Here is a 19,640-nt window from a genome sequence, read left to right as displayed (position 1 = left end):
AATAATTGATCAGAGGTGCTATGCTTGTTCTATAGAAAATAGTAAGGGAGTTTTCAATAATGGAATTTATGTTAGACACAGCCAATCTTGCTGATATTAAAAAATTTGCTGATTTTATGCCGATCGCAGGCGTCACTTCAAATCCATCGATTGTGAAAAAAGAAGGGAAAATCGACTTTTTCCAACATATGAAAGAGATTCGGGGCATCATCGGAGAACACCGTTCATTACACGTACAAGTCGTAGCTACCGATTATGATGGAATCATCAAGGACGCAGAAACGATCTTAGCCAATATCGACCAAAAAGTGTTTATTAAGATTCCTGTGAACGAACCTGGTTTAAAAGCAATCAAAGAATTAAAGCGTCGCGGCATCAATGTTACTGCGACAGCCATTTATACCAAGTTTCAGGCTTACTTAGCAATCGCGGCTGGTGCTGATTACATCGCGCCTTATTTCAATCGAATGGAGAACTTGAACATCGATCCGCGGGAAGCAATTTTTGAAATAGCAGAAGAAATCGCTCGTACGAAGAGTGAAACAAAAATCTTGGCAGCCAGCTTCAAGAACGTCGGCCAAGTCAACGCGGCTTTAGAAAACGGCAGCCAAGCGGCAACAATGGGGGTTGATATCATTCAGCAAGCCTTAGCAATGCCGTCAATCGCACAAGCAGTCACAGATTTTACAGGTGATTGGGAAGAAATTTTCGGCGAAGGAACGACAGTCGCTGATTTATAACAGCTTTACTAACAGACAGTTAAGGCTGTCTGTTTTTTTGGCTTGAGCGAACTATGTCTTGCTTAAGAGTTTGCGAGCTCATTTCTTCTATAACGGACTTGTTAGGTGTTAAGCTTAAATAGAGGTGAACGAGATGCATGAGATCCAGCGAGAATGGGCACAGTGGAAATATTTTGTGATGGCTCGGTCGCAAAAGGAATATCTGGCGCTGCGGCAGCTTTTCTCTGGCAATCAATGGTCAGAAGCAAAAACGGAGCAGTTTTACCAGCATTTGGCTGCGGTGAAAAACATGCCGGTTAACTTGAAAGCAAAAAGAAATGCCTATGAACATGTCTGGGGCTACTTCAAAAAAGTGGCGACACCAGAAGAAAGGCAACGTTTATTTGCCTTGCTGAATCAGATGACAGAAACTGAAGACGAAGCACTTTCTTATTTAAAAGAGCTAGCCGAAAAGTATCAAACAGCCTATCTCTTAGAGTCTCATTTATTTGACTAAAGCAAATCGTTTCCGAATTTTTGAACGAACTTTTATAATGGTTCGATATGGAGGGATACATAAATGGATACACGCGCAATTGTAATAGAAGAATATGGTCATGCTGACCAATTAAAAGAAAGCACAGTAACGTTGCCAGAGCTTGGCGAACATCAAGTTTTAGTCAAAGTAAAAGCGACATCAGTCAATCCGATTGATTGGAAATTACGTGAAGGGTATCTAGCTCAAATGATGCCTTGGGAATTTCCGATTATTTTAGGCTGGGATGTTGCCGGTGAAATCGTGGAAGTTGGTTCAGAGGTCAAGGATTGGCAGGTAGGTCAAAAAGTTTTTGCTCGTCCAGAAACGACTCGTTTTGGCACCTATGCCGATTATACGATCGTAGATGATCATCTGTTAGCGAACAAACCTGACTCCGTGTCATTTGAGGAGGCAGCCGCAGTTCCACTAGCAGGCTTGACCGCCTATCAAGCGCTATTTACCCATGGCAAACTAAAAGCTGGTGAAAAGGTCTTGATTCATGCCGGTGCTGGCGGTGTTGGTATTTACGCCATTCAATTAGCAAAAAATGCCGGAGCAACCGTCATCACAACAGCAAGTGAAAAAAATCATCCGCTGTTAAAAGAGTTAGGTGCCGATCAAGTGATTGATTATCATACGACTGATTTTTCCGAAGTTTTAGCAGATGTTGATTTGGTTTTTGATACAATGGGTGGGGATGTCCAAAAAGACAGCTTTAAAGTATTGAATGAAAATGGTCGTTTGATCTCGATCGTCAGCCAGCCGGATGAAGAATTAGCCAAAAGCGTTGCGGTAGCAGAAAGCATCTGGCTTCAACCAGATGGCAAACAGCTACAAGAAATCGCCGATTTAATGACTGATGGAAAAGTCAAAAGTGTGATTGGGCATACCTATCCAATCACGGCAGAAGGTGTCAAAGAAGCACACGAATTGAGTGCGACCCATCACGCTAAAGGAAAAATTGTTTTAACCAATAATTAGTTTAGAAGCTGTACCTGTAAATATAGGTACGGCTTTCTCTATTTTTGAAAGGGAAAATAGCTCTAATCGAACCTCGATTTGACAGCGAAATTATTTATCGGTATCGTTAAGATAAAAATGAAAACGTTTTATAACGAGGAGGAGTAGTATGAATGAAATTACAAACAGTGTTAACTTTTTAAAGCAGCAAAAATGGGTTGATTTGAGTCATAGTATTTATGGTGGAATTCCTTATTTTCAATCGTTTCAGCCGATGCAGGAAAAAACCTTGGTTACAGTAGCGAAGGATGGTTTTTTCGCGAAGGAATATCAATTGGTAACTCAATACGGCACCCACATTGATGCACCTGTGCATTTCGTTGAAGATCGTATTTCTGTCGATCAATTAGCCATTAAAGATTTCTTATTGCCATTGATCGTCATCAACAAGGAAAAAGAAGTCGAAAAAAATCATGATTATTCTTTGACGGTAGAGGATATCAAAGCGTTTGAGGCGGAATATGGTGAAATTCCAGCTGAAAGCTTCGTAGCATTTGCCAGCGGCTGGTCCAAACGCTGGGAGGATACAGAAGCCTTCTACAATGTTGACCAAGATGGACAAGCGCACACGCCTGGCTGGTCTTTGGAGGCATTGAAGTTTTTACACGAAGAGCGAAATGTAACGGCAGTTGGTCATGAAACACTAGACACAGACTCGTCAGTGGATTGCACGAAAAATGGCGGCTTGATCGGTGAGCTGTATTGGTTAGGGCAAGATAAATTTCAAGTCGAAGTATTGAATCGCCTAACCGAGCTTCCACCTGTTGGCGGAGCGATCTCGATTGGCGTACCAAAAGTCAAAGATGCTCCAGGATTTAATGTACGAGCGATTGCAATCGTACCAGCGGAATAAAGAAAAGCAAGGTCTCGTTAAAAAACGAAGCCTTGCTTTTTAAGAAATTCTACCGTGTTAATGCGTCGCGGGTATCTAAACTGCTGCCGGACTTTTTCTGACCAGTTGGTTTCTTGTGTATTGGAGCTGCGGGCTTGATAGTAGGCAGCTGTTTTTTCGTCATAGCTGCGAATCATCTCAGGCGTCAGCGTTTGGTAGGTATTAGTTCCAAGCACAGAGGCTATGGGTAGGCGTGGCTTGACCTCATTTTTCTCTGAAGGATAACCGACGAACATCCCGAAAACCGGATAAGTCAATTCAGGCAGATCAAGAATTTCCTTAAGTTGGAACAAGTTATTTCGAATACCGCCGACATAACAGATTCCGAGGCCAACAGACTCGGCATAAACAGCCATTGACTGAGCGGCTAAGGTAGTATCTACTATTGACACTACTAATGATTCCATTGTCCGTAAGTGTTCCATTGAATCACCATTTAGAGCTAGCACCTGAGCATGTTTATTCAAATCAGCGACAAAAATATAAAGCGAGCCATTTTCACCATTGTCGACTGGGAAATTAGCGATTTGTTCAATCATTTTTCTTTTTTTAGCGTCGGCAATTTCAATGATCGAGAAGGCCTGTAAGAAATTAGAGCTGCTGGCACTTTGGGCAGATAGAATCAATTGTTCCTTCAATTCATTAGATAGTTTTTGCTGGGTAAATGAGCGGACCGAGGTGTGTTGCAGCATCGTTTCAAAAAGTTCCATCAAAAAGCCTCCTTTAGTACAATTCAATGATTAGTTTTCACAAAGTTTAATCACTGTCTTTATCATAGGAAAAATATGTTAGGAAGTAAAGCAAGATGAGAGAAACGGCAGTCGACAAAGATTTTCTTACACTTATCATTTAGCGAATTGCATAAAAAAGGAAAACTTTCGTGTATTTATGATAAGGAGTCGTGTAGGCATTGTGCTGGTTAACTCACAGTGAAGGTTTTTTTTTCATAGAACTCGCAACTAGCTCACAAGTAAGGAGCGATTTTTCCTAACGTAAAAAATCGAAATATTTTCGTACGCATATCATCCAACTAGACTTCTTATCTTATGAACTTAGTTTGCTTAATACTCGATCCAACTCAATATTAAGCAAACTGTGAAAAGTTGGACTGACAGCTAGCTCATAGCTGAGGAAGCTTTTTTCAAAGAGCAAGAAAGCTCTATTTTCGTACGCATACCATTCTGCTAGACGGCTCGATTTCTTTAATTCTATAAAACATGACTAAGTCTCAAACTTAGTAAACTGCAAAAAGCAGAACTGGCAAATCACGAACGTTTTGTAAAAAAAATACGATTTTATTAATAAAATTCTCATGAATTTGCCATCGCTGTGCTATAATGAGAAACAATTATCTGAAGGGAGTTATGCAAATGCGTGGCGTAGTAACGGTTATCGGAAAAGATAAGGTTGGTATCGTAGCAGGTACTAGTCAAAAATTAGCGGAATTACAAATTAATATTTTAGATGTTTCTCAAACAATCATGGGGGACTATTTCACGATGATGATGTTAGTAGACTTAACCAATGCTACAGAAGATTTTGAAGGGGCACGTGAGCAACTTCATGAATTAGGAAAAACGCTGGGTGTAAAAATCAGCATTCAAAATCAAGAAATTTTTGACACGATGCATAAATTATAGGGAGGGCTCTTTGTGGAAATCAATCAAATAATGGAAACGATCCGAATGATTGAAGAAGAAAATTTGGATATTCGGACGATTACCATGGGGATATCATTGCTAGATTGTATTGATAGCGATAGCGATCGCGCCTGTGAAAAAATTTATCAAAAAATCACTACGAAAGCCAAAGATTTGGTGAAGGTTGGTGAATCGATCGAAGCTGAATATGGAATCCCAATTATTAACAAACGTATTTCGGTTACACCGATCGGGATTATCGCGGCTGCGACTCCAGACACAGATTATGTGAAATTTGCGAAAACATTAGATAAAGCGGCGAAAGACGTCGGTGTTAACTTCTTGGGTGGGTTCTCTGCTTTAGTAGAAAAAGGCTATCAGCATGGTGACAGAATCTTGATTGATTCGATCCCTCAAGCGTTAGCAGAAACAGATTTTGTATGCGCCTCGGTCAATATCGGCTCAACCAGAGCTGGAATTAACATGGATGCTGTCGCACACACAGGACGAATTGTGAAGGAAACAGCAGAAGCTTCCGACATGGGCTGTGCAAAATTGGTAATTTTTGCTAATGCAGTTGAAGATAATCCTTTCATGGCGGGCGCCTTTCATGGTGTTGGTGAAGCAGATTGTGTCATCAATGTCGGCGTCAGCGGTCCAGGGGTTGTAAAACGGGCATTAGAAAAAGTCAAAGGAGAATCCTTTGACGTCGTTGCTGAAACGGTGAAGCAAACAGCCTTCAAGATTACGCGCATGGGCCAAATGGTCGGTAAAATCGCTTCTGAACGTTTGGACGTGCCATTTGGGATTGTCGATTTATCATTAGCTCCAACGCCAGCAGTAGGGGATTCAGTAGCCCATGTGTTGGAAGAAATGGGACTAGAGACAGTCGGGACTCATGGAACAACAGCAGCACTTGCATTATTAAATGACGCGGTGAAAAAAGGCGGAGTAATGGCTTGTAATCACGTTGGCGGCTTATCAGGCGCATTTATTCCTGTCTCAGAAGATGCTGGGATGATCGATGCGGTCAATAATGGGTCATTATCAATTGAAAAATTAGAGGCAATGACGGCGATTTGTTCAGTAGGACTAGATATGATCGCGATTCCTGGAGATACACCAGCTAGCAGCATCGCGGCTATGATTGCTGATGAGGCGGCGATTGGTGTGATCAATCATAAAACCACTGCCGTTCGGATCATACCGGCTAAAGACAAAAAGATTGGTGATATGGTTGAATTCGGCGGTCTACTTGGCAGAGCACCAGTAATGAAAGTAAATGCAGCTGGATCTGATGAATTCATCGCTCGTGGTGGACGGATTCCGGCACCGATTCATTCATTTAAAAACTAAGTATGCACCAAATTTGATTTCAACAAGAACGATACAAATGATTCATTTGTATCGTTCTTTTTCGTCATTTCTGTGGAATTTTTTTGTGACAGTTATGAAAACGTTTTGTGTTAGAATGAAATGGATGAAAAAACAGGAGCAGATAAATGAAAAACAAAACCTACCTAAAAGCAAGCTTACGTGAAATTATTTATTCTAAGGGACGCTTCATTTCAATCGTTCTAATTATTTTATTAGGCACATTATTGTATGTTGGAATAAAAGCAACAGGTCCAATATTAAATCATTCTGCTAGTCAATATGTCGATCAGCAGGAGTTAGCAAATTTGCAGATTATTTCCACTGGTGGATTGACAGAAGACGATGAAAGACTAGCGAAAGAAATTCCTAATGCTGAAGTCGAAAGCGGGCATCAACTGTTTTATGCCGACAGTAATAAGAACCAAGTGGTAAAGCTTTATTCTTATGATAAGCAAAACCAGCTAAATCAACTGATCGTAAAATCAGGGCATCTGCCCAAAAAAGACAACGAGATTGTTTTGGATGAAAAGGCCAAAGAGGAAGGTTATCGGCTAAATCAGACTTATACCATCAATCAATCCGATCAATTACAACGTAAAAAGTTTAAAATCGTCGGATTTGTTCAATCACCGATGTATATCAGCACGGAAGAACGCGGACTTTCTAATGTTGGAAACGGCAGTGTTGATTTCTTCGCGTACTTGCCGGAAAACAATTTCTCGAGTGACGTAAAATCAGTGATCTATGTTCGCTTTACCAATGTCGCTGGGAAAGAAACTTACGGCAAAGCCTATGAAAAAAAGATGGATCAAAACATCGAGAAGGTTGAAAAAATCTTTGCGGCTCGTCCTGAAGAACGGGCGGCAGAAATCAAAGCTGACGCAGAAGAAGAGCTGCTTCCTAAAAAAGAAGAAGTGGCTGATAATCTAGCCAAAATCGATGCGGGACAAGAGGAATTGGATCAGGCGAAAGTGCAGCTGGAACAGCAAGCAGCGATGGTACCTGATGGTAATTCGCAATTAGCCCAAGCGCAAGCTGAACTCGACCAGCAGCAAAAGGAACTAACCAACAATCGAGAACAGTTAGAGTCTGCGCAGCAAAAAATCAGCGATAGCGAAAAAGAAATCAATGACTTGAAAACACCCAGCTATTCCTATGACCAGCGCGCCGATAATCCAGGCTTTCAAGAATATGGCGATCTCTCTGATCGGATCGCAGCAATCGCAAACGTCTTTCCCGTCTTCTTCTTTTTCATTGCAGCGTTGATCACATTTACAACAATGACTCGGATGGTCGAAGAAAATCGAAGAGAGATTGGGACATTGAAAGCGTTAGGTTATTCACGGTTTGAAATATCGATCAAGTATATTATTTATGCCTTGTCAGCAGCGACACTCGGAATCGTTTTAGGAAGCGTGATCGGGACGAACACTTTACCACGTTTAGTATTTGAGCTTTCCAGTGATCGTTATAATTTCCCTGGTGTAGAAGCTTTCTATTTATCTCGTCCGATCATTCAAGCCACCATCGCCTTTTTGTTTGCTAGTTTGGGAGCCGCATTACTCGTCTTACTACGAGAACTGCATGAGAAGCCTTCGGAATTATTACAGCCAAAAGCACCAAAACCAGGCAAACGGATTTTCTTGGAACGACTGACACCGATTTGGTCCCGGATGAGCTTCAATTCAAAAGTTAGCTACCGAAATCTGTTCCGTTATAAATCACGCATGATCATGGCGGTAATCGGAATCGCTGGCTGTTCGGCTTTGATGGTTGCGGGAGTGGGTCTAAAGGATTCACTGGGTTCTGTGGGCGATAAGCAGTTTGGACCGATTATTGATTATGATGCGATCGTCACATTAAAGGATGATCCTGAGAAATCAGCGGTTGAAAAGATTCTTACAGATGATAAAAAGATTACCAGTGATTTGGCTGCCATGAACCAAACAATCGAGCTGAAGAAAAAAGGACAAGCCAATCAAAAGCTGACCATGATGGTCCCTGAAGACCGTAAAGAATTTAAGCACTATCTGCATTTGAAAAATCAAAATAAGCAATTTAGTTTGTCAAATGATGGTGCAGTAATCACGCAAAAGTTAGCTGAACTTTTTGATTTGGAAAAGGGGGACACCCTAACTATTTACGACGAAGACCAGCAAACCTTTGAAGTGAAAATCACTAATATTGCAGATAATTATTTAGGCAACTTCCTATATTTATCAAAAGAGTATTACCAAGCAGCACGTGGAAAAAATTTCGAAGTGAATAGCTATTTATTGAAAAGTAAGAAGTTGACGAAATCTGAAGAGAAGGATTTATCAAAAAAACTTTTGAGTTCAGATCAGGTAACGAATACCTCCTTCATTTCTACACAGATCGAAACACAAGAACACTCGATGGATAATCTCGATGGAATCGTGTGGATCTTCGTGGTCTTGTCTGGTTTGTTAGCATTTATCGTGCTGTATAATTTGACGAATATTAACGTTTCGGAACGATTAAGGGAATTATCCACGATCAAAGTACTAGGCTTTTATGACCGTGAAGTAACTTCTTATATTTTCCGTGAGAACTTTGTCTTCACCATAATGGGGATTCTATTTGGTTATGGTCTGGGGATCATTTTGACTAAATTTATTTTGGATCAGGCATCAATGGAGACGATCACATTTCCACTAGTCGTTCGATCAGGGGCGTATCTGATTTCTGGTGGATTAACGATTTTGTTCTCAGTGATCGTGATGGTCGCGACACATTTCCGTTTGCGGCATATCAACATGATCGATGCTTTGAAATCAAATGAATAGTGCCTAAAGAGAAAAGCGTTGACAAATATTTTATGCAAGACTATGCTTTAAGCAATAACGAAATGCGTTGAAAAGGATAAGATTTGTTTTTAGTCCTCGTCACTAGAGAAAGAAGTCGCGGCTGGAAGCTTCTGATCGAGATAAACAAATTACTCCCTTTGAGCGGTCGCAAACGACCCGGTTGATAGCCGTTATCTATCTTACAAGCCAAGAAGTTCATTCTTTTTGGGAACTTGGGTGGTAACACGTTTATTCACGTCCCTATTTTTATAGGGACGTTTTTTTATTGAAAACCCTTCAATCCTTTTGTTAGAATTAGTTAGAAAAGGTACGCAGGAAAGAATGTTTTGAAAAAGCGGATCGGAGTTGAGTTGGATGTCAAAAAAAATCGAAATTGTTTTACCGGATGGAAGCAAACAAATGGTGGAGGAAAATACCACCTTGTTCGAGATAAAAAGTCAATTGATGGAAGAAGCTGTCATCGGCAGTATTGATGGCGAGCTTGTTGATTTATCAACTCCAGTGAAGGGAAATGCCGAAATCGCTTTTTATGATTGTTCTTCTCCTGAAGGGACAACAGCGATTTGTCAGCTAGTTAGCTTGTTGCTGGAAGAAGCAATTAAGACCACGTATCCGGAGGCCCTTTTTGCCAAATCTCAGCGTGAGGATCAAACGATCTGGGTCGATTTGCGAGTGAAGCAGCCTTTAAGTGCGTTGATTTTAAAGGATCTAGAACATCACATCAAAAAGAAGATCAAGGAAGATGTAAGCATCCAAAGTGCTGCTCTTACGGTATCCGAGGCGAAAGAAATCTTCAAAGACAATGAGCTGAAGCTATTTGCTCTAAGTGAACTAGCTGCAGACCAAATCGTTTTTGTGTATTCTCTTGGAGATGTGACAGAGTTTTTCCTTGAACCGATGGCATTGGAATTAACGACAGCGCGATACTTCTCACTACTAAAAGTTTCAGGGGCCTATTGGCAGGGAAATCCGGAAAACGAGATGCTGCAGCGTGTGATGGGCGTTGTATTCGCTGAAAAGGCGCAGTTGTTAGCTCATTTAGACTATTTAGAGGAATCTGAAAAGCGCAGTCACCAGAAATTGGGCAAAGAACTTGATCTATTTATGTTCTCCGAAGAAGCTCCAGGAATGCCCTTTTACTTGGAAAATGGCTTGATTATTCGCAATGAGCTGCAGAAATTCTTGCGTGAGCTGCAAGCCAAGTATGACTATAAAGAGGTCAAAACACCCTTGATTTTGAATCAGCGTCTGTGGGAGCAATCGGGTCACTGGGATCATTACAAGAACAATATGTACTTCACCAAAGTTGCTGATGAGGATTATGCCTTGAAGCCAATGAACTGTCCGGGGCATTGTTTGATCTACAAAGACCGCAAACGTTCGTATCGGGATTTGCCGATGCGCATGGCAGAGTTTGGTCAAGTCCATCGTCACGAGTTCAGCGGAGCGTTGAATGGCTTATTGAGAGTTCGAACCTTCTGTCAAGATGATGCTCATATTTTTGTACGGCGGAATCAAATTGAGCAGGAAATCGCTTTGGCATTAAAAATCATTGATGAGGTTTATAAGATTTTCGGTTTTGAGTATGGCGTCGAGTTATCGACTCGTCCAGATGATTTTATGGGGGAGATCGAGCTGTGGGATGAGGCGGAGGCTTCATTAGGAAAAGTATTGACTGATCTGGGCTATAAATACAATATCAATGAAGGCGATGGTGCTTTTTACGGACCGAAGATCGATATCCATATCAAGGATGCTTTGAATCGCAGCCACCAATGTGCGACGGTTCAATTAGACTTTCAAATGCCGGAGAAATTTGATCTGACGTATATAGATGAAACGAACAATGAGGCACAACCAGTGATGATTCACCGTGCAGTCTTTGGGTCGTTGGATCGTTTCTTAGGTATCTTGATCGAGCACTATGCCGGAGCATTTCCATTTTGGCTAGCACCGAAGCAAGTCGCGTTGATTAATGTGGCTCGATCTCATGAAGAGGATGTAGAAGCATTGTTCCAGGAGTTTCATGCCGCAGGAATTCGTGTGGAGAAAGATTTGCGCAATGAAAAACTGGGCAAGAAGATTCGCGAAGCTGAGTTGCGAAAAATTCCTTATATTTTAGTGATCGGTGACAAAGAGCTGAAGGAAGGAACCTTTGCAGTTCGCAAACACGGCAGTGATACGATAAAACAAATGTCTAAAACGGAATTCATGAGCCTGCTAAAACAGCAGGTTCAGGAGAAAAATCATCACTATTACTAATAATTACATTAAAAAAACGCTGAAGTTCGCTTCAGCGTTTTTTGATGCCTTCAAGCAGCCAACGAGTTTTAAAACGAAAATCTTTGAGTAACTCTTCTTCACCCCAGTTGTTCGCAAGCATATCTGTTAATGAGTCAATCACTAGCTTCATAGAGAAATATAAAAAACTGATCTGTTCATCTGAGGTTTTCATCTGAAAGTCATTTTTCACCAATAGCTCCTCCCAAGCAGCGACACCATGATCTGCTTCTGGTCGATAAGAAAAGAGGTAGCTGTTTTGCGCTAAGAGAACTAGTTGACGATATCGAGAAGAATCATGGTCTAGATCAACATACAACAGCAGAAAGGCTTCGATTCCTTGGAAGAAGTCGCCTTCTTGTCGGGTCATATATTCAATGATCTCGCCATGAATCTGCCCAGCGTAGTAGTGAATCAAATAGTCATAAGCATCATTCAAATCTTCAAAATATTTATAGAAAATGCCTCGGGACATTTGCAAAGCATCAACGATTTCGCTGACTTTGACTTGACTGACAGGTTTCTCATAAAAAATCGTCAGAAGTATTGTTCGAATCTCCGCCTGACGTGTTTCTGGTAAGTTTAGAAATGTTTTCTTCGGCATGGGTGACCTCCCCAAATGGTTATCGGTATTTTCTATAGTATAGCATATGAGCAAAATCGGTGACATTTTGTCACCAGGAGAGTATTCTTTCTTCAGAAAGGGTGAGAGAGATGTTTTTAGCTTGGAAAGAAATTCGCTATGCGAAATTGAGATATGGATTGATCGTTGGAATCATGATTCTTGTGGGGTATGTGGTCTTCATGCTGTCAGGATTAGCCAATGGATTGGCAGATGGTAATCGGACAGCGATCGATGATTGGAGGGCTTCGACAATTATTCTATCGGAAGATAGCAATAAAATCGCAAATGCCTCACAGCTCCAGAAAAAGGATGTCGATCGGGTAACAGCCAAAGAAAAAGCGGGCGTTGGTATCTATTCCACCGCAGTTGAGGAAAAATCAGGCGGAGAAAAGACGAACGTTTCTATTTTCGGCACAGATAATAATGCATTTATCGTTCCGAAAATTATTAAGGGGCGATTGTACAAAAATAATAATGAAGTGATCGTATCTGAAAACCTATTGTCAGAGGGGTACAAACTGAATCAAAAGATAAAAATAAATGATCAGACATTGAAAATTGTCGGTGTTACAAAAGAAACGACCTATACACTGGCACCCGTGATCTATTTGGATCACTCAACATTTAAAGCGTTGAAATACGGTTCTCAACCGACTGGAAATGAGCCAATCAACTTGATTGTGACAAAAGGAAAAACGACCATCGATAATCCAAATGGGCAGACAAAACTAGATAAAATGACGCCTGAAACCTTTATCGAAAATATTCCTGGATATACGCCAGAAAAATTAACATTGAACACGATGATCTATTTCTTATTCATTGTCGTAACAGCGATTATCGGGATTTTTATGTATGTAATTACGCTGCAAAAAAACGCGATCTTTGGCGTGATGAAGGCTCAAGGAGTCTCAACGAGTTATTTGGTTCGTTCGATTTTAGCGCAGGCATTTCTAGTAGGGATCATTGGTGTTTTGGTTGCTGTTGCTTTAAGCGTGGGGACTAGTTTAGTCTTACCAAGTGCGATGCCGTTTTCGGTTCATTGGACGGAGTGGGCGTTGTATAGTGTCATTTTAGTATTTGTTGCAATGATCGGCGGCTTATTCTCCATGCGCACGGTAACTAAGGTCGACCCAGTAACAGCGATTGGAGGAGAATAGGATGAGCAATGTATTAATGATGGAAAAAATCGTAAAAAAATTCGGACAAGGACATACAGAAGTAACAGCATTAAAAAATGTTGATTTTAACGTAGCGGAAGGCGAGTTTGTCAGCGTGATCGGACCTTCGGGTTCTGGGAAGAGCACCTTTTTGACGATCGCTGGCGGCTTGCAGACACCGACAGAAGGAACGATTACCATCAATGGATCTGATTTTGGAAAAATGAATGAAAAAACGCGTTCAAAAGCTCGTTTCAAAGAGATCGGGTTTATTCTGCAAAGTTCTAATTTGATTCCCTTTCTAAAAGTCCAAGAACAGTTTCAATTGGTAGAAAAGATTGAGAAGGAAAAAAATTCAGCAAAAATCGAGGAGCTGCTGAAATCCTTAGATATTTGGGAACTGCGGGAGCAATACCCTAAAGCGTTATCTGGTGGTGAACGTCAACGGGTGGCTATTGCTCGGTCCTTGTTCAATGATCCGCAGTTGATATTAGCTGATGAACCAACCGCGAGTCTTGATTCAGATCATGCTTTTGATGTAGTGAAGCTATTAGCCAAGGAAGCCCATGAACGCAGTAAAGCGATCGTAATGGTCACCCATGATGAACGGATGACTCAGTGGAGTGACAAAGTCTATCAAATGAAAGATGGCGAACTTTTAGTGAAACAATAGTTGCCATTCTCCCTGTTTCCTGTGTATGATAGTTTAGTTGCCAGTTTACTAAGTCTAAGATGTAACCAAAGATTTTAGAGATATAGATAACTTTCAGTTTAGTAGAAGGGCATGCGTAGGAAGAGAAGGCTTTTCGATCTTTAAAAAAGCTTCTTTAGTAATGAACTAGCAGTTCTATTTCTAGCTTTTGCAGGATTAGCAAATACAGAAATGAGAGCACCATTTTTTTAGAAAGCAGGGAATCCATGGATATTTATTTAAAAAAGGCCGCACTTCATATTGTTGATCGAGAATCAGGTGATCCGATCTACAGCCAAAGCGAACTAGATTTAACCAAAGAATATGTTCGCGAGTATTTAACGAAAAAAATTCAAAAATTATCTTCTGCCCAAACCAAAACGGGAACCTTAACAGAGGATTCAACCTTTGCTCTATTGAGCCAACAGGCAGAACATGATTTTCTATCTGTCAGTGAAAGAATCGTGGCTCGCTGGTACGAAGCATATAAAGAAAGTGAAGAAGCGCCTAGCGCGGATGCTTTTGTCGCTTTGTATGAAGAAGATACACAAATGTATCTGGCTTTTTTGAAGGTTAATTATCATGAAGGCTATACCCATATCGTTGATTCCGACGATGCTGGATTGAAAAATGAATTGATTGTGCATCGTGCCTTGCTATCAAGTAAGACACAAAAAGCCGATGAAGGCATCGTCGTTAACTTGGGTAATTTGACTTATGAAATGATTGAGAAGAAATATCCTTTCTCTGGTGAGAAACGGTTGTATTTTTCAACGCAGGTAATCGAAAGCCGTCCAGCTCCTTCTTTAGAAGAAAATGTTCGCGTGATAAAAAAAGTAGCGGAAAAAATCGGAGCTAAGTTTGAAAATCAAAAACATGATGTGATCGCAGACGTGAAGGAAGCTGTTTACGATGTAGTCGAAGAAAGCGGTCAGATCGATGCGAAAGTCGTTGCACAAAAAGTCTTCAAGGACAATGTGTCAGCTCAAATGGCTTTTCAAGAGGAAGTGGTGGAAAAGGGCTATGTAGACCAAGCACCGCTTTTACGTGAAGTCCGTGAGATCACCGAGAAGAAATACGGCAAACAGAAACTAAAACTATCAAATGGGATTGAGCTGATCGTACCGTTAGATGTTTATCGCAATCCCGAATTAATCGAATTTATCAACAATCCTGACGGCACGATCTCTGTGACTATCAAGAATGTCGATGAAGTGATCAACCGTCTGTAATAGGCGGTTGTTTTCTTTTATGGGAATAGGCTAGAATAGAGAAAATATCTCTGGAGGAAAAAGATGGAAGCATATCAAGAATTTTTTCGCATCGGACAATATACCGATCCTGAAGCGATGACAGGCTGTACCGTGATTCTTTGTGAGGATGGCGTGACAGGCGGTGTCTCTGTTCGAGGCGGTTCACCAAATACACGCGACACGGATGCTTTGAAGTCTGAGAACAATCGGAAATTTGTCCACGGTGTAACGTTATCCGGCGGCAGCGCCTTCGGCTTAGCGGCAAATGCCGGGGTCGTAGACTTTTTGGAGAAAAATGGCATTGGACGAGACATGGGAATCACGTTTGTACCCAATGTCGTAGGGGCTAGCCTGTTTGATTTGCGGATCGGTCGTTCCGATGTTCGTCCGAATTATCAAGCTGGTCAAAAAGCCTGTGAAGAAGCTTTTAACGGACAGTATTTTCAGGCAGGTAATTACGGTGCTGGAACTGGCTGCAGTGTTGGCACGATCAATGGTGCGAAAAACGCCATGAAAGGCGGAATCGGTCTCCACACGATGCGTCATGGAAATCTATGGGTCACTGCAGTGATCGCAGTTAATGCTGTGGGCGATGTCTACGATGAATCAGTTGGGAAAATTATTGCTGGTGCACGCAAGCCCGGCGAAAGTAAAATTGGTTTTTCAGAAGAACTGTTTCTTGACTATTATCAAAATGAAGAAGCTTTATTTGATGGCAATACGGTGATCGGCTGCGTAATGACCAATGCGACTTTTCCAAAGGCGAAGATGAATAAATTAGCAGATATCAGTCATAATGGGATTGCACGAGCGATTCGTCCATCCCATACAACTTATGATGGGGATACTTTATTTGTTCTAGGAGCCAATCAAATCAACGCAAGCTTTGAGGCGGTATCGATCCTTGCTGTTGAAGCTGTTCGTCAGGCGATTGTAAAAGGAACGCAAGCAGCAGAGACCTATGGGGATTATTTGGCTTATCAGGATGTATAGCAGAAAACAGCCGAGACGTTTTTTTGTCTTGGCTGTTTCCTTTTAGTCATTTACTTGGTTCTTTCGGATATCCGTTGCTGCTAACCAGTAACGTTCATAGCTTTAGTACAAAATTCTGATCCGCACTCGCCTTCGCAATAAACTGCGAAAAGCGTAATATACAAAAAGACTAGCCAAGGTTCGGCTAGTCAGTGGGGAAGTTTGATTTATTGGACACGTGGTTCAGATTCCATGCTGTCGCTGATTTTATCTGTTTGATTGCCAATGGCATTCTTCGCACGATTTGTTTGTTTTGATGCGAATTTACCAGTTGTTTGAGCAGCACTTGTTACTTTATCTTGAACCGTTTCGCTGTCTTCTTCATATTCTTCGCGTGTTTTGATGTCTACAACGTTGACATTGACTTCGATCACGTCTAGGTGAGTCATTTTGTCGACTTCTTCAGAGATCAATTTTTTCATTTGGTCATAAATGTTTTCAATGTCTTTACCGTATTCAACGACCACATCCATATCAACTGCAACTTGTTTTTTGCCAACTTCAGTGCTGATTCCAGAAGTAACATCGTCGCTGTTCACTAGTTTGTCTTTGATGTTAGAGAAGAAACCGCCATCTACAGTCAATAAGCCGTCTACATTCTCCAAAGCAATCCCGATGATTTTTTGAATTACCTTGTCTTCATAAGTTAATTCACCTTTAACATCTTTTTTTGGTTCTGTTGGTTTGATTGTTGTGTTATCCATTTTTGTTTCCTCCTAATTTTGTTAATGTATTAACCTTTTCATTAAGAAAAAGTTCATCCAGATCTGATTGGGTTGACTATTTTTTTAAATAGTCATCTAATACATGATTGTTCTTTAGATAGATGCCGAGAGCTACACCGATGATTGTGATCAAAATCAGTAAGATCGTTTTAAAAAAGCCAATGGTAAAGAATAGCACAGCTAAGATAAAACCGAGGATACCAAAGATCACAGGTAGTTTGTCTCGTGTTAAAAATTCTTGCATTGCTGTTCCTCCTATTCTACGCGCGGCTGTGTCACCGTTGTTTCCATTGGGGTTGGTTCAAACGCTTGAAGCTTTACTTTGATCGAAACCTTTTCTTCTGGTCCTAATAAATCCCGAAGCTTAGTTTCGACATTCTTTGCCCAGTGATCTGTCTGACCGACTAAGCCTGATGTTTTCTTCAATTGCCCGCGAACATTCACTCTAATTTTATTTTTCGTCGCTGCCACATTAACTTTGGGATTGTCCATAAAGTCTTCCTGTTTGATACTTGTCCGAACATAACCTTCGATTGCTCGTTTATCCAAAGCTAATTTTCCGCGTTGTTCTTTTAAAACAAATTTGGTTACTCTCTTCGGATAGAATAGGATCACGAAGATTCCGATCACCGTTAAGATCGCTAAAGCTGCTGCTACCCAGAATAAATAGAGCTGAGCATATTCATTAGTTAGTACAAATTGCTGCAGTGAACTGAAATCTAACGGATTTGAAGCGATAAAGTAATAGATTGCTACGACGGATAGAAAAATAGAAAGTAAAACCAATGAAAAAATAATTAGGATGGTTTTGAGAACTTTGTTCATACCGCACCTCCTCACTTCAATATTTTTAAATTGTTTACAGTAAAATAATAAAATGTTACCCCTTTTTTGTAAAAAAATATGCTTGGTTTTTGATTTGATGAACTATTTTATTCTGATTAAAACGTTATAACTAGAAGAATAATTATTTAATTAACGTTTTTTCGTTTTTTTTATCATTGTAGAAAAAAAAGAGGGAGCAGGACTTTTGAATAAAAAAAAGAAGTGTGCTAAATAAATCAGACACACTTCTAACTATGAAAAATCATTATTTTTCTTTCCATTTGCGGTAACGTCGATAGAGACTTTCGATGACTAAAAACAAGATGGAAAGTCCGGCTACCGAATAGCCAAAGACGCCCAAGTCTGAGATCAAAGTATCCCCTTGAGGAGAGGTTTGGACTAAGATCGAAGAACCAATTACTAAAGCGGATAGAATCAAGCCAATCACCAGCCGATTGACCATTGCTTCTGCCCGTTCTAGAAAATTATGCTGGTTTTTAACCTCAAGATTCAACTTTCCTTTGCCCTTCGCAAAGGTATCGAGGACATTCAGTGTACGGCTTGGAATTTTTGGCAGAGCCTTTAATGAAGATAAGTAATCCATGCCAGTTTCTTGCAGCTCGTCCTTGAGATTTAATTGTTGCAGGAAGTATTTTTGAGCAAAAGGCGCGACCACTTCGAACAGGGATAGATCTGGATTAAGATCCTCGATCACGCCTTCCAGTGTACCGAATGCTTTGATCAGCATCGTAACGGAATCATCGATCTGGAGATTGTTATCATGACAAATGATCACCACCTGAGAAAATACTTTTTGCAGGTCAATCTCCTTAACGGGCAAATTCAAATAGCGATTCAAGAAATCATCCAGCTCGTAGGTAAATTTTTCTTCATCAAAGCTGCCGACTTGTTTACAGATCGAGTGAACAGCGTTTGTGATCCGCTGATTGTCTTTGCTGTAGATGGCGATGATCGTATTGCTCATTTTGGACTGCATCTCACGATTGATAGTGCCCATCATCCCAAAGTCAATAAAGTTCAGTCTGAAAGGCTGCAGCCGTTCATTTCGAGAAAGAGTGATCTCATAGGGGATATTACCGATTTTTCCCTTGCGCTCCTTGGTTTTGAATAGCTGATCTCTTCGATTTTCTTCTTCACTCATCAGTTGTAATAAAAGATTGCCCGGATGGGGATCGGCATGGAAGAAACCGTCCTCGAAAACTTCTTTCATAAAGTGTTCGATTAATAACTGACTGATGGTCTTTTTCAGATCTTTATAGGTCGTTTCACCATGAACGATCTTGTCGTCTTCGGTATTGATCAGCTCTCTTAAATTCGTGCCAGGCATCAATTCCATTATGATGACTTTTTTAGAAGAGTAAGCGGGCTCCATCTTAGGTACCCGAACTTCTTTCCATTCGTTGTTCAAACGATAAAATTCCTCAGCTAAGACCAGTTCCTTTTGAAAATCCAATTCATTTTCTAGCGACACCCGAATCTCTTTCAAAATGTTTTTGAGATCGATCACTTTACTTTCAGGTACCCAATTCGCGATCGGAATCGCCTTTTCGAACAAGGACAAATCTAGTTCGATTTCAGAAGCGATCCCAGGGTGTTGGACCTTTGCCACGACTTTCTGACCATTTTTCAAACGCGCGTGATGTGCTTGAGCGATTGACGCAGAGGCGAAGGGTTGCTCATCAAAACTCTCGAAAATCTCTGTCAACGGCAGCTCCAGCTCTTTTTCAACCAAAGCTTTAACTGATTCAAAATCATCCGTTTTTACATCATCCTGCAGCTTGCGCAGTTCTTTTGTAAAGTCCAGTGTGAAAATGTCTGTCCTTACTGACATCATTTGGCCTACTTTGATGAAAGTGGGGCCAAGTTCTTCAAAGGCTTTTCTGACCTCTTCAGGATTTTTTTGTTGAGTAATATTTTTTACAACGCTATAGTGGTTGATGATTTTAACGATTTGACGCAGTCGTGCTGCTCTCGATTTACCTCTCATTGCTACACCTCCTAGCTCGCACTAAGT

Annotated in this window: 18 protein-coding genes; 12 read left to right on the top strand and 6 right to left on the bottom strand. The window is 40.8% G+C overall.

What is annotated here, in order from left to right:
• Positions 1-59: 59 nt before the first annotated feature.
• The 4 genes from E6139_RS00645 (at position 60) to E6139_RS00630 (ending at position 3,130) form a co-directional block, all read left to right on the top strand.
• The gene (locus E6139_RS00645; protein WP_316401104.1) at positions 60-740 is read left to right on the top strand and encodes a fructose-6-phosphate aldolase; all 681 of its coding nucleotides are present in this window, start codon (positions 60-62) and stop codon (positions 738-740) included.
• Between the two features lie 133 nt (positions 741-873).
• Positions 874-1,236, top strand: a complete 363-nt coding sequence (locus tag E6139_RS00640) for a YbgA family protein (RefSeq protein WP_316401103.1) — start codon at positions 874-876, stop codon at positions 1,234-1,236.
• A 63-nt stretch (positions 1,237-1,299) separates the two neighbouring features.
• Positions 1,300-2,238: an NADP-dependent oxidoreductase gene (locus tag E6139_RS00635; RefSeq protein WP_316401102.1), complete on the top strand. Its 939-nt coding sequence runs from the start codon at positions 1,300-1,302 to the stop codon at positions 2,236-2,238.
• A 148-nt stretch (positions 2,239-2,386) separates the two neighbouring features.
• Entirely contained in the window at positions 2,387-3,130 is a 744-nt protein-coding gene (locus tag E6139_RS00630) for a cyclase family protein (RefSeq protein ID WP_316401101.1), read from the top strand.
• 17 nt (positions 3,131-3,147) lie between these two features.
• Here E6139_RS00630 and E6139_RS00625 read toward each other — a convergent pair whose 3' ends face one another.
• Positions 3,148-3,879: an NADPH-dependent oxidoreductase gene (locus E6139_RS00625; protein WP_316401100.1), complete on the bottom strand. Its 732-nt coding sequence runs from the start codon at positions 3,877-3,879 to the stop codon at positions 3,148-3,150.
• Between the two features lie 660 nt (positions 3,880-4,539).
• On the opposite strand from E6139_RS00625, the gene E6139_RS00620 reads away from it, so the two are divergent.
• The 4 genes from E6139_RS00620 (at position 4,540) to thrS (ending at position 11,276) form a co-directional block, all read left to right on the top strand.
• A complete protein-coding gene (locus E6139_RS00620; protein ID WP_216408969.1) occupies positions 4,540-4,809 on the top strand; it encodes an ACT domain-containing protein in 270 nt (89 codons plus the stop codon).
• Between the two features lie 12 nt (positions 4,810-4,821).
• Positions 4,822-6,165 (top strand): PFL family protein, encoded by a 1,344-nt coding sequence (locus E6139_RS00615; RefSeq protein ID WP_316401099.1) that lies wholly within the window; start codon positions 4,822-4,824, stop codon positions 6,163-6,165.
• Positions 6,166-6,311: 146 nt separating this feature from the next.
• Positions 6,312-8,993, top strand: a complete 2,682-nt coding sequence (locus tag E6139_RS00610) for an FtsX-like permease family protein (protein ID WP_316401098.1) — start codon at positions 6,312-6,314, stop codon at positions 8,991-8,993.
• A gap of 375 nt (positions 8,994-9,368) precedes the next feature.
• Entirely contained in the window at positions 9,369-11,276 is a 1,908-nt protein-coding gene (thrS, locus tag E6139_RS00605; protein WP_316401097.1) for a threonine--tRNA ligase, read from the top strand.
• 31 nt (positions 11,277-11,307) lie between these two features.
• Here thrS and E6139_RS00600 read toward each other — a convergent pair whose 3' ends face one another.
• The gene (locus E6139_RS00600) at positions 11,308-11,898 is read right to left on the bottom strand and encodes a TetR/AcrR family transcriptional regulator (protein ID WP_316401096.1); all 591 of its coding nucleotides are present in this window, start codon (positions 11,896-11,898) and stop codon (positions 11,308-11,310) included.
• A 110-nt stretch (positions 11,899-12,008) separates the two neighbouring features.
• Here E6139_RS00600 and E6139_RS00595 point away from each other — a divergent pair, with 110 nt between their 5' ends.
• The 4 genes from E6139_RS00595 to E6139_RS00580 all read left to right on the top strand — a co-directional run bounded on the left by E6139_RS00595 (position 12,009) and on the right by E6139_RS00580 (position 16,016).
• Positions 12,009-13,079 (top strand): ABC transporter permease, encoded by a 1,071-nt coding sequence (locus E6139_RS00595; protein WP_316401095.1) that lies wholly within the window; start codon positions 12,009-12,011, stop codon positions 13,077-13,079.
• A gap of 1 nt (position 13,080) precedes the next feature.
• Positions 13,081-13,752, top strand: a complete 672-nt coding sequence (locus tag E6139_RS00590; RefSeq protein WP_316401094.1) for an ABC transporter ATP-binding protein — start codon at positions 13,081-13,083, stop codon at positions 13,750-13,752.
• Between the two features lie 245 nt (positions 13,753-13,997).
• On the top strand, positions 13,998-15,002 hold the full coding sequence (locus tag E6139_RS00585) for a nucleoid-associated protein (RefSeq protein ID WP_316401093.1): 1,005 nt from the start codon (positions 13,998-14,000) through the stop codon (positions 15,000-15,002).
• 63 nt (positions 15,003-15,065) lie between these two features.
• Positions 15,066-16,016, top strand: a complete 951-nt coding sequence (locus E6139_RS00580) for a P1 family peptidase (RefSeq protein WP_316401092.1) — start codon at positions 15,066-15,068, stop codon at positions 16,014-16,016.
• Positions 16,017-16,222: 206 nt separating this feature from the next.
• Here E6139_RS00580 and E6139_RS00575 read toward each other — a convergent pair whose 3' ends face one another.
• The 4 genes from E6139_RS00575 to E6139_RS00560 all read right to left on the bottom strand — a co-directional run bounded on the left by E6139_RS00575 (position 16,223) and on the right by E6139_RS00560 (position 19,613).
• Positions 16,223-16,759, bottom strand: coding sequence for an Asp23/Gls24 family envelope stress response protein (locus E6139_RS00575; RefSeq protein ID WP_316401091.1), 537 nt, complete (start codon positions 16,757-16,759; stop codon positions 16,223-16,225).
• Between the two features lie 76 nt (positions 16,760-16,835).
• Positions 16,836-17,024 carry a DUF2273 domain-containing protein gene (locus E6139_RS00570; RefSeq protein ID WP_316401090.1) on the bottom strand — a complete coding sequence of 63 codons (189 nt, stop codon included), beginning with the start codon at positions 17,022-17,024 and terminating at the stop codon, positions 16,836-16,838.
• 11 nt (positions 17,025-17,035) lie between these two features.
• The gene (gene amaP, locus E6139_RS00565; RefSeq protein ID WP_316401089.1) at positions 17,036-17,605 is read right to left on the bottom strand and encodes an alkaline shock response membrane anchor protein AmaP; all 570 of its coding nucleotides are present in this window, start codon (positions 17,603-17,605) and stop codon (positions 17,036-17,038) included.
• Positions 17,606-17,870: 265 nt separating this feature from the next.
• Positions 17,871-19,613, bottom strand: coding sequence for an ABC1 kinase family protein (locus tag E6139_RS00560; protein ID WP_316401088.1), 1,743 nt, complete (start codon positions 19,611-19,613; stop codon positions 17,871-17,873).
• Positions 19,614-19,640: the final 27 nt, after the last annotated feature.

The sequence above is a fragment of the Enterococcus sp. genome (assembly GCF_032555305.1).
Lineage (GTDB): Bacteria > Bacillota > Bacilli > Lactobacillales > Enterococcaceae > Enterococcus_A.
The sequence above is the reverse complement of the archived record's forward strand: the minus strand, read 5'-3'. Positions and strand labels throughout refer to the sequence as shown.

What these genes read in the sequence shown, in the direction of transcription:
- E6139_RS00645 (WP_316401104.1), top strand. Translation starts at nt 60, where the DNA reads ATGGAATTTATGTTAGACACAGCCAATCTTGCTGATATTAAAAAATTT.
- E6139_RS00640 (WP_316401103.1), top strand. Translation starts at nt 874, where the DNA reads ATGCATGAGATCCAGCGAGAATGGGCACAGTGGAAATATTTTGTGATG.
- E6139_RS00635 (WP_316401102.1), top strand. Translation starts at nt 1,300, where the DNA reads ATGGATACACGCGCAATTGTAATAGAAGAATATGGTCATGCTGACCAA.
- E6139_RS00630 (WP_316401101.1), top strand. Translation starts at nt 2,387, where the DNA reads ATGAATGAAATTACAAACAGTGTTAACTTTTTAAAGCAGCAAAAATGG.
- E6139_RS00625 (WP_316401100.1), bottom strand. Translation starts at nt 3,879, where the DNA reads ATGGAACTTTTTGAAACGATGCTGCAACACACCTCGGTCCGCTCATTT.
- E6139_RS00620 (WP_216408969.1), top strand. Translation starts at nt 4,540, where the DNA reads ATGCGTGGCGTAGTAACGGTTATCGGAAAAGATAAGGTTGGTATCGTA.
- E6139_RS00610 (WP_316401098.1), top strand. Translation starts at nt 6,312, where the DNA reads ATGAAAAACAAAACCTACCTAAAAGCAAGCTTACGTGAAATTATTTAT.
- thrS (WP_316401097.1), top strand. Translation starts at nt 9,369, where the DNA reads ATGTCAAAAAAAATCGAAATTGTTTTACCGGATGGAAGCAAACAAATG.
- E6139_RS00600 (WP_316401096.1), bottom strand. Translation starts at nt 11,898, where the DNA reads ATGCCGAAGAAAACATTTCTAAACTTACCAGAAACACGTCAGGCGGAG.
- E6139_RS00595 (WP_316401095.1), top strand. Translation starts at nt 12,009, where the DNA reads ATGTTTTTAGCTTGGAAAGAAATTCGCTATGCGAAATTGAGATATGGA.
- E6139_RS00590 (WP_316401094.1), top strand. Translation starts at nt 13,081, where the DNA reads ATGAGCAATGTATTAATGATGGAAAAAATCGTAAAAAAATTCGGACAA.
- E6139_RS00585 (WP_316401093.1), top strand. Translation starts at nt 13,998, where the DNA reads ATGGATATTTATTTAAAAAAGGCCGCACTTCATATTGTTGATCGAGAA.
- E6139_RS00580 (WP_316401092.1), top strand. Translation starts at nt 15,066, where the DNA reads ATGGAAGCATATCAAGAATTTTTTCGCATCGGACAATATACCGATCCT.
- E6139_RS00575 (WP_316401091.1), bottom strand. Translation starts at nt 16,759, where the DNA reads ATGGATAACACAACAATCAAACCAACAGAACCAAAAAAAGATGTTAAA.
- E6139_RS00570 (WP_316401090.1), bottom strand. Translation starts at nt 17,024, where the DNA reads ATGCAAGAATTTTTAACACGAGACAAACTACCTGTGATCTTTGGTATC.
- amaP (WP_316401089.1), bottom strand. Translation starts at nt 17,605, where the DNA reads ATGAACAAAGTTCTCAAAACCATCCTAATTATTTTTTCATTGGTTTTA.
- E6139_RS00560 (WP_316401088.1), bottom strand. Translation starts at nt 19,613, where the DNA reads ATGAGAGGTAAATCGAGAGCAGCACGACTGCGTCAAATCGTTAAAATC.